Annotated in this window: 7 protein-coding genes and 1 pseudogene; 5 read left to right on the top strand and 3 right to left on the bottom strand. The window is 39.1% G+C overall.

What is annotated here, in order from left to right:
- Nucleotides 1–273 precede the first annotated feature (273 nt).
- The 3 genes and pseudogenes from G6N06_RS11910 to G6N06_RS11900 form a co-directional block, all read right to left on the bottom strand.
- Nucleotides 274–666 carry a DUF2784 family protein gene (locus tag G6N06_RS11910; protein WP_163516971.1) on the bottom strand — a complete coding sequence of 131 codons (393 nt, stop codon included), beginning with the start codon at nt 664–666 and terminating at the stop codon, nt 274–276.
- Between the two features lie 120 nt (nt 667–786).
- A complete protein-coding gene (locus G6N06_RS11905) occupies nt 787–1,434 on the bottom strand; it encodes a carboxymuconolactone decarboxylase family protein (protein WP_163516970.1) in 648 nt (215 codons plus the stop codon).
- A 252-nt stretch (nt 1,435–1,686) separates the two neighbouring features.
- Nucleotides 1,687–1,794: pseudogene (locus G6N06_RS11900) on the bottom strand (hypothetical protein); the annotation flags it as partial.
- Between the two features lie 263 nt (nt 1,795–2,057).
- Between G6N06_RS11900 and ppsA the strand changes: the two are divergent.
- The 5 genes from ppsA to G6N06_RS11875 all read left to right on the top strand — a co-directional run bounded on the left by ppsA (nt 2,058) and on the right by G6N06_RS11875 (nt 16,139).
- Nucleotides 2,058–4,466, top strand: a complete 2,409-nt coding sequence (gene ppsA / locus G6N06_RS11895; protein WP_163516968.1) for a phosphoenolpyruvate synthase — start codon at nt 2,058–2,060, stop codon at nt 4,464–4,466.
- Nucleotides 4,467–4,544: 78 nt separating this feature from the next.
- The gene (locus tag G6N06_RS11890; RefSeq protein ID WP_163516967.1) at nt 4,545–5,399 is read left to right on the top strand and encodes an OmpA/MotB family protein; all 855 of its coding nucleotides are present in this window, start codon (nt 4,545–4,547) and stop codon (nt 5,397–5,399) included.
- A 109-nt stretch (nt 5,400–5,508) separates the two neighbouring features.
- Complete coding sequence (locus tag G6N06_RS11885) at nt 5,509–5,958, top strand: DUF2267 domain-containing protein (protein ID WP_163516966.1); 450 nt, start codon at nt 5,509–5,511, stop codon at nt 5,956–5,958.
- 82 nt (nt 5,959–6,040) lie between these two features.
- Nucleotides 6,041–7,012: an ATP-dependent 6-phosphofructokinase gene (locus tag G6N06_RS11880; protein WP_163516965.1), complete on the top strand. Its 972-nt coding sequence runs from the start codon at nt 6,041–6,043 to the stop codon at nt 7,010–7,012.
- A gap of 475 nt (nt 7,013–7,487) precedes the next feature.
- Complete coding sequence (locus tag G6N06_RS11875; protein ID WP_205334765.1) at nt 7,488–16,139, top strand: GH36-type glycosyl hydrolase domain-containing protein; 8,652 nt, start codon at nt 7,488–7,490, stop codon at nt 16,137–16,139.
- Nucleotides 16,140–16,187: the final 48 nt, after the last annotated feature.

Genomic DNA, 16,187 nt, shown 5'->3' with positions numbered 1-16,187 from the left:
TAAAGCTGTACAAATAGAATCGATTTTTAGTGGTTCACTTTCATCCGCTCAAGGTGGTTCACTTTCGCCCGCTGCGCTATGTTCAGTTTAATCCGCTGGAGGTGGTATACTATGCCCGTTTTTTGCAATCTTAGAAGTAAAAATACAGATTTATTAAACTGTGTGAAATGACCGATATCATCTACTTTGTCTTTTAGACTTAATCAATTTGCGCTCTAAAAGACATGGATGATCGACATTAAAGAGGGCATTTCAAAGCTGATGACCATGCGGTTATACTGACTTTTCTTTTACTTTTCGGTTTCGGAAATTAACCCAGAATGAACAAAGCAGTGCCAATAGTGCCAAGCTGACGGTAAGCGAATCCACCAATTCAGCATTGGGCAACCAGCCCGATATTTTTTCAATCAAAAATGCGATATAGCTCGATGGCAAATCCCTTTCTCCCAATAGCCGTAGCACCTGATAGTGCCAATCGGTCAAAAAACAATAACCCCATCCTTTCCAAAAACCCAATAGCAACCACGAGCCAAAAGTAACGAGCAAGGAAATAAGGTTGAGCTTTCGCATTCGTGGGTGAAGCCACCCGAACAGGTTAAAGAAAATCAATCCGGTATGAAAGGCATAAAAAACGAAGTTGGCTATATGTAGTCCAAAATCCATCATGTTGACATGAAAATCTCGACATATGCGCTATCGATATGGATGCATCCGCAAAACATGTGCAACATAGGCGAGGTCGTTTTTAATATGGAAGTTTACATTAATTTGTTACAATTTAAGAATTTACCCATCATCAATCGTACTTTTATCAAGCCTTTTGTTCGACAATCCTACCAGCTTCCTCAGTATTCCATGGATAATTGCAATTGGTAAAAGAAGAACTCCTGTTACCAGCATTCCCAATTCATAAAACAGCGAGCTGTCTTTGTATGGTTTTCCTTTAAGTCTGGATTGAAATGCACTATAGGGAATGCCATACATATTGCCCGCGATCATTGTTTGGACCGCAGACAGTATAATATGTGCTTCCTTTTCGCCATATTCTTTTACAATAGAATTGTAAGCATATTTTTTAGGATAGCCTCTTGAATCTGCAAAATGTTGGGCGAACATAATGGCTTTTGCTTCTTGTGGTTTAATGAATTGATCACCACCGCTTAAAAAACTGCTTATTTCTTCGCCACTCATGCCTTGTTGTAAGGCCATTTTAGTGTGTTGATAGGAGCAGGCAGGACAACCGCTTTCGGTTACTGCCAATTGTAAACGTCTGATAAAATCAGTGTCAACTAATTTGCTTTTGTTATTTCCGATCATCTTATTCATTGCCCGAGGCAGGAAAACAAAAGAGCGATACATTTCCCATAAACTGAATCTTCTTTTAAATTCGGTTCGTGAACCAATAAATTCTGATAGGTTGATGTCTGTTTTCATTTTTTATTTCGCCGTTAGAAAATCTGAAATATAAATTTCCTTTGTTTGGAGTTTTATCCAATAATTTGGTTCAATTGATTTCAGATTTGTCTTTCTTTATTTGTATGCTAAAAAATGAAGAGATTCCTAAAAGCTAAGGTTCCCCAACCTCATATCCTTTCAGGAATCTTCTTCTCTTCAAAATCAAGAACCTCGTGGCAAGCCTCGGGGTATTAAAACCCATTGGTGGGAATAAATTTGATAATTAGCGAATTAGTCTTTCAAAATACCTAAACCCACTTTTTTACTTACACAATACTCAATGACTTTGTTGTCTTCAGCCGTTTCCTGCATGTCTTTTACATAAACGGAGGTCATATGTTTTACTGTTTTTAGATGTTTTTTTAACTACATTTTTAAGGGCATCTTCAAAATTCACCTCAGAACTCACCAATATTTCAATCACTTAATACAGACAGGTCATACAGTTTTGGTTAATAATCAATAAACAAAATATCAGAATCACCAGCCATGCCAAATGACCCAGGTCAGCTATCGAAAAAATACGGCACTGACCGACATCATTTGAAAGCCTTTATTGCAATGGTATTTTTGGGATAGTAAACAGAAAGTTATAAAATAAGATGAATTTACGTGTTAAAAAGTTTAATGACATAAGCATTGTAGATGCAGACATTGTTGGAGGCAAAAATGCGGCCATAGGAGAATTGTATAACAAGCTCCAACCAAAAGGAGTTCCTAGTCCAAATGGTTTTGTAACGACATCGTTTGCTTTTTGGGAATTTCTGAAAGAAAATGAAATTCAAGTACCTATAGAAAATATTTTATCACAACTAGATCGAGAAACATATTCCAATCTCACAGAAATAGGAAAACAAGTTCGAAAACTTATTATGGGTGCAAGTTTTTCAAATTCTTTTTCCAATGAAATCTTTGACGAATACCTTACGCTATGTGGCAAGGACATAAAGGAGGTTGCAGTGAGGAGCAGCGCCATTGCCAAAGATCCTGATATGAGTTTTGCCGGGCAACACGAAACCTATTTGAATATAAAAGGGAAAGATGCACTGCTGGATGCTGTAAAAAAATGCTTTGTTTCTTTGTACACCAATCGCGCCATAAAATACAGAGAAGACAGAGGTTTGGAACACCATGACGTTGCGTTATCGGTGGCTGTACAACTGATGGTACGATCAGATAAGGGGTGTTCAGGGATTGGTTTTACCATCGATCCGGAATCTGGCTTCGAGAACGTTATGCTGATATCCGGTAGCTGGGGATTGGGAGAAAACATTGTTCAAGGCGCAGTAAATCCAGATGATTTTTATGTCTTTAAACCAAGTTTGGCACAAGATAAATATCCTATTATTCATAAAAAATTAGGCGACAAAAAACTGACCATGGTTTATGCCGACGCCCAACATGATAAAACAGTTATAAATATAGAGACACCAAAAGACAAGCAAAAACAATTTGTATTGTCCGATGATGAATTGATTACACTCTCAAAATGGGCTAAAATCATTGAAGATCATTTTCAAAAACCCATGGATATTGAATGGGCCAAAGATGGCCTAACCAATAGCTTGTTTATCACAGAAGCCCGTGCAGAAACAGTGCATTATCTAAAGGACAAGAACATTCATATGGCCTATGAGCTTTTAGAGAGAAATGAAATATTATGCCAAGGAAATGCCATTGGTTCTAAAATAGTAGTCGGAGAAGCTCGTTTAGTTCAATCTCCAAAAGACGCTGTTGAATTATCGCCAAAAAGCATTATAGTAACCGATACCATCTCACCCGATTGGAATCCGATATTAAAACAAGTAGCAGGTATTGTAACCAATAAAGGAGGACGAACAAGTCATGCCGCCATTGTGGCTCGTGAACTAGGAGTTCCAGCCATTGTGGGGTGTGAAAATGCAACCACGGCCATTGCGGATGGTGAAACCATTACTATTTCTTGCGCTGAGGGAAATACCGGATACGTTTATCATGGGGAAAGCACTTATAGTAAAAAGGAAATAGACTTCTCAAACATTAAAATGCCAAAAACCGAAGCTAAGTTGATTCTTGCGAATCCAGAAATGGCCTTCCAATTATCCAATTATCCAAACGACGGAGTAGGCTTGATGCGCATGGAGTTTATTATTACCCATCAAGTTAAAGTGCACCCGATGGCATTGGTGAAGTTTGACGAGCTAAAAGAGGTTTCAGTAAAGAATAAAATAGAAAAAATCACCGAAACATACTCTGATAAAAAGACGTATTTCGTGGATAAACTATCAGAAGGCATTGCTGTCATTGCCGCCGCATTTTATCCAAAAGAGGTTATAGTAAGATTGAGTGATTTTAAAACCAATGAATATGCAAACCTTATTGGCGGTAAAGATTTTGAGCCCAATGAAGAAAATCCAATGTTAGGTTTCAGAGGTGCAGCACGCTATTATAGCGACCTGTACAAAGATGGTTTTGCATTGGAATGTAAAGCCATTAAGCGGGTAAGAGATACGATGGGGCTTACAAACCTAAAAGTAATGGTGCCATTTTGCAGAACCATTGAAGAAGGCAAAAAAGTGCTCGCCATAATGGAAGAAAACGGATTGAAACGTGGCGACAATGCATTGGAGGTTTTTATAATGATAGAGGTCCCCAGCAATGTCATTTTAGCCGAACAATTTGCTGAAATTTTTGACGGTTTCTCTATTGGCTCCAATGATCTCACACAACTAACACTGGGCATTGACAGGGATTCGGAATTATTGATAGACCTGTTTGACGAAAATAACGAAGCACCTAAACAGATGATCAGAATGGCCATACAAGCAGCAAAAAAAACCAATACTAAAATTGGATTATGCGGACAAGCCCCAAGTGACTATCCTGAATTTGCCTCCTTTTTAGTTGAAGAAGGTATTGATAGCATTTCTTTTAATCCAGATGCGCTATTACAGGGAATTGAAAACATCAATAAAGCGGAAAAGGATCTTATGAAATCGGGTGAAACAAGTGACTTGATTTTTTATGAATAAAAACCTTGCTCCCAACTAATAAAATAAATTTCCATTCCACTAAGACAAATAGGAATTAACCATTATAACTTAATAAAAATGAAACAACTAAAATTTATTACCTTACTACTATCGGTAGTTTTCTTATCATCTTGTGTAAGTCAGAAAAGATACACAGAACTTCAGGAAAGAGCCGATTCGTGCGAAATTGAATTGAAAACGAGCAATAACAAGCGTTTAGTATTAGAAACCAATTTGGCCAATGAACAAAATAAGGCCAAAAGCCTCAACCAACAGATGGAGTATTTTAAAAGTACAAACACCAATTTATTAGATCGATTATCTGATCTTTCTGTGGTAAGTAAATCTGGAGCAGAAAGCATTAAAAAATCTTTAGAAGCTTTAAATGAACAGAATAAATACATAAAGGATTTAACAAGTTCTATGCAAAGAAAAGATTCTCTTAACCTCGCCTTGGTTATGAACCTAAAACGATCTTTAGACAACTTTGATGATGAAGACATTGCCATAGAAGTAAAAAAAGGTGTGGTTTATGTTTCCATTTCAGATAAAATGCTGTTTAGATCTGGAAGCTATAAAATTAGTGCCCAAGCAGAAGAGGTCATCGGAAAAATTGCAAAAATCATCAACGATCACAAAGAATTGGATATTCTCGTAGAAGGTCATACCGACACGGTTCCTATTGCTACAGAATGTATGGAAGACAATTGGGATTTAAGTACAAAAAGAGCAACCTCAATCGTGCGGTTAATGCAAAGCAAATTTGCAGTAGACCCAAGTAGAATGACTGCTGGAGGACGATCAGAATACATTCCAAAAACAACAAACGAAACAGCCCAAGGCCGTGCCATAAACCGTAGGACCGAAATAATCATTCTTCCAAAATTAGATCAGTTTTTTGAACTTTTAGAGCCACCAACAGCAAGCTACTAAAATCAAGAACCACGAGGCGCGCGTCCGACCGATATGGGCGGGCAAGCCTCGGAGAATCAAACCCTCAATGAGGGATTAAAACAGACGTTTCATCTAAAAAATAAACACCATGGCATTAAATTTTAATCAATACGCAGCAGAAGGCAATACTTTTATGAAGGCCTACGCCAAAGAGTTAGGTCTTACCAAAGACCTCGACAAAGCAGGCCGAATTTTAATCACCATCCTCCACGGAATACGCTCCATGATATCAACGGAAGAATCCCTGCAGTTAATTGCCCAACTTCCAATGTTTCTGAAAGCAATTTATGTAAATGGCTGGGCCATAAAAGCCAAGAAGGAAAAGATAAAAAGCATGGAGGATTTTATTGATCATTTAAGGACCATTAGCAAAAAGACTTCCTTAGTAGATTTTGACTCTAACGAAATTGCCGAGAAGGATGTCTACTCGACATTTTATATGTTACGAAATTATGTCAGTAGCGGACAAATGGATGACGTTATAGGTCAAATGCCAAAACAACTTAAAAGACTTTTTTATAACTATAGTTTTAAATAAGGTTTTAGTCGGAATTGGGTAAATTGATTCCAATTGTTATCATAAAACTGGGATAATTTAAATAAACAAATAGTATAGACCGATGAATCAATCCATAAAACATATTGGTGTATTTACATCTGGTGGCGACAGTCCTGGAATGAACGCTGCACTGTACGCCATTGCAAAAACTGCTGAAGTCAATGCAATAAAGGTAAGTGGCATCCGAAAAGGCTACGAAGGATTGATTGACAATGATTTGGTATTGTTAAAGTCAATCGAATTACAAAAACTGACTCAAAAAGGGGGTACCATCTTAAAAACCGCACGAAGTAAGCGTTTTATGGAATTGGACGGTCGTAAAAAAGCATTGCAAACTCTTAAAGCGAATAACATTGACGCGCTGATAGCCATTGGAGGCGATGGAACATTCAAGGGTCTCTTAACTTTTTCGGAGATATGCGATATCCCTTTTATGGGGATTCCAGGAACCATTGACAACGATCTCTCGGGAACAGATTATACCTTGGGATTTGATTCCGCAGTAAATACAGCAATTTCAAATCTCGATAAAATAAGGGATACCGCCGAATCGCATAACCGTGTTTTTATTGTTGAAGTCATGGGTAGGGATTCCGGTTACATCGCCATCCATTCAGGACTGACCGTTGGTGCAGATGCCATACTTATTCCTGAAAGCAGCAAGGATTTTATTTACTTGCTGGACAAAATAAAAAATTACGATAGTGAAGATGCTTTTCTGATCGTGGTCTCCGAAGGTGACGAAATAGGCGCTGATCTTGTTGCCTCAAATATAAAAAAAATCAATCCTCATGTCGATTTACGCATAACAAGGTTGGGCCATGTACAGCGCGGTGGCAATCCTTCCGCCTTTGATAGAATGTTGGGCATTAGGCTTGGAGTAGCATCTGTCAATGCTCTTCTAAAAGGAAAAAATAACATGATGACAGGTGTTTTATACAACCAAGTGCACTTAACGCCATTTCAGGAGGTGGTCAAACAACACCAGGTAAATGACGAGTTGATCTCACTTTTGGAACTATTTGGAATTTAGAAGACGATACCCAAATCGATCATAGGATTCATCCTGAAACCATGACCAATGCTCATCAATACGTGTCTTACGAAAATAATGACTGCCAAAGTGGTTATTGAACATCCTAAGAACCAATACGATTAACCATTTCGGGATGGAAATTTATGAGGCAACTACGGATTGTTCCTTAAAGTTCATTCTGATGCTGTTTTACAATATAAAGTGGACGTATGCATTATGGCCTCACAAACTGAATTGAAAAAGCCATAACATACGGAAATAAAGTCATGTAAAATAAATCTCCTGTCAGACTGATCCAGATCATTTTTAGCAATTACAAATGGCTATATCTTAAAGCTTTTATTAATTATTGATTTGTTCTTTGAAGGTATAATGACACTTATTAAACTACATTCTATTTTCTGCTTTGACAAATCATTATCACTTGAATATGAAGGTTAAAAGCACTACAGTTATCGAAATGTTATCCCGAATGCGCAAATATTTCCAAAAGCGCCATGCCTTTTTAAATTCTACCTTGTCAGACCCTATACGCTCAGAATTATACAATTTTGATCAAATGCGAAATCATGCCGGTATAGTGGCACGGTCTCATAAAGCACTAAAAGGCAAACGAAGGGATAAGCTTTTGGAACGATTGGATGACAATGAAAAAACGCTAGTTGAGGTACGCAATCTGTTGGTGGAAAGCATTCATTTAGGCCAAGTAATAACGCCTGCAGCAGAATGGCTCCTTGACAATTTCTATTTGATTGAAGAGCAAATTGGTACTGCCAAAAAACATCTACCTAAAAAATATAGCGAAGGCCTGCCCTACCTGGCCAATGGAAACTCGAGCGGAATGCCACGGGTCTATGATATAGCTCTCGAAATTATTGCGCACAGTGATTGTCGCGTCGACTCAAATGGATTAAAAGGTTTTATCTCGGCTTATCAATCAGAAAAAATTCTGACCCTAGGAGAATTATGGGCTATCCCGATCATGATGAAACTTGCTGTTATTGAAAATCTCAGAAGGATTGCAGAAAAAACAGCGCTTGATATGATTGACAATAATATTGCGGATTATTGGAGTGAGCAAATGATCGAAACCGTAAAAGAAGATCCCGTCAATTTGGTATTGACCATCGCAAATATGGCCAGATCCAATCCTATTTTAAATAGTCCTTTTGTTGCAGGATTTACCCGTAAACTCCAAGGAAAAGGCCCTGCTTTTGCTTTACCCCTAAGCTGGCTTGAGCAACAATTATCCAAGCAGGGAATAGCCGGTTCTGATCTGGTTTGGCAAGAAAACCAAAAACAGGCTACTGATCAGGTATCCGTTAAAAACAGCATTGGCACATTGCGATTTATTGGATCCACCGACTGGCGTAAATTTGTGGAATCTTCAAGTATCGTCGAACAAATATTACGGAAAGACCCTTCAGGCACTTATCCCCTATTGGATTTTTCTACACGGGACCGCTACAGGCATGTCATTGAAACCATTGCCAAAAGCAGCCCTCTTTCTGAAGCAGAAATTGCACAAAAGACTATTGAATTATCAAAAAGAACAAATATAGGGAACGAACCCTATGGCAGACAGACTTATATAGGCTATTACTTGATAGATGAAGGCTTTGATCAATTAAAAGAGGCTGCCCAGATGCGCTTTAATACAAAACAAGGCCTGACCAACTTTATGGAAAAAAGGCCAGTTTTCATCTACCTTTCTTTTATAACCATTCTTACATTGGCCATCGCTTTTGGAATGCTGTCGGTAGCTTGGATCTATGGCGATTTTAGTTGGCAATTTCTCATTCTGGTTGCAGTGATATGTATGGCCGGTGCTGCTCATTTGGCGATTTCCTTTACCAATTGGTTGGCAACTATATGGATCAAACCCAGAATATTACCCAAATTCGATTTCTCAAAAGGGATCCCTGTCAAATACCGTACCCTGGTCACCATTCCAACAATGCTATCTGGAAAAGATGATATTGAAGCAAATGTGGAAGCGCTCGAAATTCGATTTTTAGCCAACCGGGAAAGAAATTTATACTTCAGTCTATTGACTGATTTTACTGATGCCGACTCTGAACATATGCCTGATGACAGATTTCTTCTCAACCTGGTGAGTCAAAGGATTCAGCAATTGAATGAAAAATACAACCAACCCGGAAAGCCGGATATTTTTTATCTGTTTCACCGACCGAGAAAATGGAACCCCCAAGAAGGTAAATGGATGGGGTATGAACGAAAAAGGGGGAAGCTTTCTGCCTTAAATACCCTGTTAAGAGATGAAGGTGAAAATAATTTCAGTCAGATTATCGGAGATTACGCAAATCTGAAAAATATAAAATATATAATCACACTTGATTCAGACACTCAACTTCCAAGGGAGGCCGCATGGAAATTAATTGCAACCATGGCACACCCCTTAAATCGTGCTGTATACGACGAAAGTAAAAAACGGGTGGTACAGGGTTATGGAATTTTGCAGCCAAGAGTAGCCTCTAATTTCCCTAAAGGCAAAACCTCTCTTTATTTGCGCCTGCAAGGCGATATGAAAGGCCTAGACCCTTATACCAAGGCGTCTTCTGATGTTTATCAGGACATCTTTGAAGAAGGTTCCTTTATTGGAAAAGGTATCTACGATGTGGATATATTTGAAAAAGTGGTGGGCGAACGTTTTCCTGAAAATCGCATCCTTAGCCATGACTTATTGGAAGGTTGCTATACCCGCTCCGGTTTATTAAGCGATGTTATTGTATATGAAAACAATCCTTCCAGTTATGAAGCAGATATAAAACGCCAACATCGCTGGATCAGGGGCGATTGGCAAATAGCAGCGTGGATATTGCCCTATGTAAAAAATAAAAAAGGAAAAGTTGTCAGGAATAAACTTTCACTCTTATCCCGTTGGAAAATAGTTGACAATTTGCGTAGAAGCTTGTTGGCCCTTTCTCTTTTGTTAATATTAATGCTGGGCTGGTTCATTTTACCCAAGCCTTGGTTTTGGACCCTTGCTGTGACCATTATTATACTATTGCCCGTTATGGCAGCGGCTTTTTTACAGTTATTCCGCCGCCCGGAAGACTTAGAGTTTAATGCCCATATTTCGGAAGTGGGCAGTTCCGTCAAGGAAGTTTTATTGCGCTTTATATTTGGGATAGCAGTATTGCCCTATGAAGCTTACCGGTTTACAGATGCTATTATCCGAACCAATTGGAGAATGCTCGTTAGTGGTAAAAAACTTTTAGAATGGACTCCTTCTGCCACCGCTTCCCAGCACACTAAAAAAAACAGTTGGTTCATTTATCGTAAAATGTGGATTGGCCCAGCATTGTCTTTTCTGTGTCTTACTTTATTTCTTTATAATAATTTACCCGCGTTTTTTGTTTCTTCGCCCATCCTAATATTATGGTTTCTTTCTCCTGTTATTGCCTGGAGGTTAAGTTTACCACAAAGAGAAGAGGCGCCAGATCTTAATGAGACTCAGAAAATATTCCTTCATAAATCGGCCCGCAAAACATGGAGCTTTTTTGAAGAATTTGTGAATGAAGGAGAAAACTGGCTCCCACCGGACAATTTCCAACAACACCCTAATCCAGTAATCGCGCACCGTACCTCGCCTACAAATATTGGCCTCTCATTGCTGGCGGACCTTGCAGCATACGATTTTGGATATATTACCATGACAGAAATGCTTTTTAGATGCAGCAACACCCTAAAGACATTGCATAAAATGGAACGTTATAAAGGCCATTTTTACAACTGGTATGATACCCGCACCTTAGACATACTGAGACCCGCATACGTATCCACAGTTGATAGTGGAAATCTGGTCGGGCATCTTCTCATTTTACGACAAGGCATTTTGGCGTGTAAATCGAATCCTGTTTTCAATCCTGAAAGTTTTAACGGTCTTCGCTCTACACTAGGAATTATTCAGGATGTGCTGAAAGAGGAAAAAGACGACACTATTGAAAATATAGCGAGTTTTTTGAAAGAAATTAGCCGTAAGAAAAATAATTCTTTGTCTGAAATTAAAGGGCATTTAGATGATTTGATGGCTCTCTGTGATAAAATAAGCGAGGTAGATGAAAATAATGAAATTGGAAAATGGAAACTAAAATTAAAAAATCAAATAGCAAACACCCGGGAAGATTTATACAGGCAAATTCCTTGGCTCAATCTATTGCCAATTCCCAAATCGTTTGGCAGTTTGTCGCCATTAGATCTCAATCACTCTCTTCTTTCTCTCCACGAAATGAATGGAGAGTTGAGTCAACAGATTGACCAATACCAAAAAGAAACAAGTGACGAAAAAGATATTGACTGGCTGGCTAAAGTAAAAACTGCTTTAAAAAGCGCGAAAAATTCTATTCCGGAAAAATTCAACTATTATGAGGAATTAGCCGAACAATTAGAGCAATTGAGTATCGTGAATTACGAATTTCTGTTGGACAAAAACACCAAGCATCTTTCAATTGGTTATAATGTAGATGAATTGAGAAGAGATGATAGCTTTTATGATATGCTTGCTTCAGAAGCAAGAATGGGCGTTTTTGTTGGCATTGCGCAGGGAATGTTACCCCAGGAAAGTTGGTTCTCCTTAGGCCGATTGCTTACCGATTCGAAATATGGTGCTATCCTACTGTCATGGAGTGGTTCGATGTTTGAATATCTAATGCCTCAATTAGTAATGCCAACATATGAAAATACTTTATTGCATGCAACAAATATTGCCATGGTAAAAAGACAGATAGAATATGCTAAAAAACGTGATGTTCCTTGGGGCATTTCAGAATCTGGATACAACAGTGTGGATACCAATCTGAATTATCAATACCAAGCTTTCGGTGTGCCCGGGATAGGGTTAAAACGTGGACTAGAGGAAGACTTGGTCATAGCGCCTTACGCCACTATGCTGGCTTTAATGGTTGAGCCTAAAAAGGCAACATCCAATTTAAAGCGTTTATCGGAGGAAGGTTTTGAAGGCGAATATGGCTTTTTAGAAGCCATTGATTATACCAAATCACGTTTACCGCGTGGCGAAAAACATGTGGCCATCAATTCCTATATGGCCCACCACCAAGGGATGGGGTTTCTATCCTTTGCCTATGTTTTATTAAACAAACCCATGCAAAATCGATTTGCCTCAGAATTGCGCTTTCAGGCGACCGAACTTCTCCTACAGGAACGTATTCCAAAAAGATCCATTTTTTACGCACATACCGCTAAAATAACTGATATGCACACCAGTGCCGCAGATGCACAATTAAGAATTACAAATACGCCAAATACGCCAATCCCTGAATTACAATTGCTCAGTAATGGTGATTACCAAGTCATGGTGACCAATTCTGGAGGCGGTTACAGTCGCTGGAAAAACCTAGCTGTTACCAGATGGCGGGAAGATGCCATAAAGGATAATTACGGCATCTTTTGCTATATAAAAGATGTGGACAGTGGACATTTTTGGTCCAACACCTATAATCCTACCCTTCAACCTTACAAAATTTATGAGGCTATATTTTCTCAGGGCATGGTTGAGTTCCGCAGACAGGATTTTGATTTTGAAACCAAAACCCAAATTGTGATATCCCCTGAGGATAATGTAGAAATCAGAAAAATCAGGATTACAAACCGGTCGCAATCTCCAAAAACTATGGAAATTACCAGTTACGCAGAGATCGTTCTGGCCACTCATGCCTCCGATGAGTCACATCCGGCATTTAGCAACCTCTTTGTCCAAACAGAGATACAACCGGAATACAACGCCATATTTGGCACGAGAAGGCCCCGGTCTAAAAACGAAGTACCTCCTCATTTTTTTCATCTCATGGATGTATACGGAGCACACGTGGAAGAAGTTTCCTTTGAAACAGACCGGATGCAATTTATTGGAAGAGGGAAATCCTTAACCCATCCCCAGGCGTTGGATATCGGTAAATTGGCTGGCAATCAGGGAGCAGTTTTGGATCCTGTTATGGCTACCAAACAGCGTATAATCATTGAGCCACACACCACCGCAACAATCAATCTCGTATATGGTATTTGCGAAAGTCGTCAAGAGAGTGAGACGCTCATGCATAAATACAGAGATAAAAATCTTAGAAAACGAGCTCTGGACCTTTCATGGACACATAGCCAAGTATTATTAAGACAGATCAATGCAACAGAAGCAGAAGCGCAGATGTTTGGAAAGTTAGCTGCTTCGATTATTTATTCCAATCCGGCATTGCGCGCCAATGAGGCAGTGATCAAAAGCAATTTTAGAGGTCAATCTGGACTATGGAGCCATTCAATATCAGGCGACCTACCAATTGTATTATTACAAATATATAATTTGGAAAACCTGGATTTAGTTACTCAAATGATCAAGGCCCATAGTTATTGGCTATTAAAAGGATTGTCTGTAGATCTTGTGATCTGGAATGAGGACCATGGATCATACCGACATGAATTACAAGATCAGATTGTAGGAATGATTTCGGCTGGTGACACATTAACTAGCCATATCCCCGGAAAAATATATGTAAAATCAATCGATCAAATTACCTCAGAGGACCATATCCTATTTGAAAGTGTTGCCAAGGTAATTATCACTGACAATAATGGCCCCCTATCAAAGCAAATTTCAAAGTTGTATAGAGAAATAGGTTCTTCTCCATTATTAGATGTCAAACAAAAGACTTCCGAAAAAAATAATCTCGAAAATGTAGTGATGCCAACCGACCTTAAATTTTTTAATGGAACAGGAGGTTTTACTGCAGATGGAAAAGAATATAAGATTCTAATTGATAATGAAGCAACCACGCCGGCCCCTTGGGTTAATATCATTGCAAATCCGACCATTGGAACCGTGGTTTCAGAAAGTGGCTCGGCCTATACCTGGGCTGTGAATGCGCATGAATATCGCATAACTCCCTGGCATAACGATCCAGTATCGGACACCAGTGGTGAAGCTTTTTATCTTCGGGACGAAGAAACCGGATTATTTTGGTCACCAGCGCCATTTCCCGTAAAAGGAAAAACAAATTATATTGCTACACATGGCTTTGGCTATACCAACTATGATCATATAGAAAACGGGATATCTTCCGAAATGAAAGTGTTTGTGGACAAAGAGGCACCCATTAAATTTGTAATGCTTAGGATAAAAAATAATACCGACCAGCAAAGAAAACTTTCTGCTACAGGGTACTTGGAAATTATTTTAGGCAATGTCCGATCCAAAACCAATATGCATATTCTTTCAGAGTATGATGTTCAGAATGGTGCCTTGTTATTTCGAAACAGGTACAATGATGCTTTTGCCAATCGGGTGGCATTTTTTAAAATTATTGGAGTGAGTAAGTTTAGCAATACCACTGACCGGTCGAATTTTATTGGCAGAAACAGAAGCCTTTCCAATCCTCAGGCCTTGTACCGCCAGGATCTTAGAGGAAAAATTGGTGCCGGACGTGACACCTGCGCAGGTTTACAAGGAAAGTTTGATTTGCTGCCGGGGGAAGAAAGAGAGATTGCTTTTTTAATTGGCAGTGGTGATAACACATCTTCAGCGATTAAGCTCATTCAAACCTTTTCAGACCTGAATAGCGTCAATCAATCTTTTGATCAGATTAAGGATTACTGGAATGAGATCGTAAATACGGTCCAGGTTCAGACTCCAGATGATGCCTTAAATCTTCTGGCCAATGGATGGCTTACCTATCAAACTATTGCTTCCAGGTTATTTGCCCGCAGTGGATTCTATCAATCTGGAGGGGCCTTTGGTTTCAGAGACCAGATTCAAGATATACTATCTTTACTGCACAATAAACCCGAATTGGCACGGAAACAAATACTTTTAAATGCCTCACGACAATTTATAGAAGGAGATGTTCAGCATTGGTGGCATCCGCCAGAAGGAAGAGGTGTGCGTACAAATTGTTCTGACGATCTGTTATGGCTGCCATTTGCGGTTTATAGATATTTAAATGCTACGGGCGATTTGGGAATCCTGAAAGAGCACACTGGATTTTTAGAATCCAGACTGTTGCTTGACGGAGAAGATTCACTTTATGACCTACCGACGAGCGGAAGTTTAAGCACGGATTTATACCGACATTGTCGACTTGCCATAAAACATAGTCTCCGATTCGGAAAACATGGCTTACCGTTAATGGGTTCCGGAGATTGGAATGATGGTATGGATCAAGTAGGGAATAAAGGTAAAGGTGAAAGTGTGTGGTTGGCATTTTTCCTATATGACATTCTTTTAAACTTTGAGAAAGTAGCTAGTCAGTATGGTGATGCCGAATTTGCAGCCACCTGTAAAGACGAGGCTATTCAATTACAAGCCAATATTGAGAAATCTGCTTGGGATGGCGAATGGTATAGACGTGCCTGGTTTGATGACGGAACACCACTTGGATCAAAGATAAATGATGAATGTAGCATAGATGCCATTTCTCAAAGCTGGTCTGTATTGACTAATGCTGCTCCGGAGAAAAGAAGAATTCAAGCGATGGAGTCTTTAAATAAACACTTGGTTAGAAGAGATATAAAAATCATCCAGCTTCTCGATCCGCCGTTTGATAAATCTGATTTGAATCCCGGATATATAAAAGGATATGTGCCCGGTGTAAGAGAAAATGGAGGACAATATTCCCATGCCGCCATCTGGACCTTAATGGCTTTTGCTGCGCTTGGGGACCGAAAGACTGCCTATGAACTCTTTAGTATGATACAACCCATTAATCATGCTCTAAAACAAGATGATGTACAGGTTTATAAAGTAGAGCCCTATGTCATGGCTGCGGATGTTTACGCGAACGAAACCCATCGCGGCCGTGGCGGTTGGACCTGGTACACAGGTTCAGCAGGCTGGATGAATCAATTTATTATTAGCTCGATGCTAGGCATGGAACTATTGGTAGATCAACTTAAATTTACACCCTGCTATCCTGAAGAATGGCCTTCAGTCACAATCCATTACCGCTTCAAAACGACCACCTATAACATCACAATATATCAGAAAAAAGATATTGAAGGTTCGTGGTGGAAAATGGAAAATGAGCAAGGCAAAGGAGCTGTTGTTCCATTAAAAGATGATGGTATGCAACATGATCTTGAGGTTCATATTTTGATTTAAGAGATGTTTGAACACTTGCGAACTATTACATGTTAAATTCTTTCATTA

This window comes from Gelidibacter japonicus (assembly GCF_010725055.1).
Lineage (GTDB): Bacteria > Bacteroidota > Bacteroidia > Flavobacteriales > Flavobacteriaceae > Gelidibacter > Gelidibacter japonicus.
The sequence above is the reverse complement of the archived record's forward strand: the minus strand, read 5'-3'. Positions and strand labels throughout refer to the sequence as shown.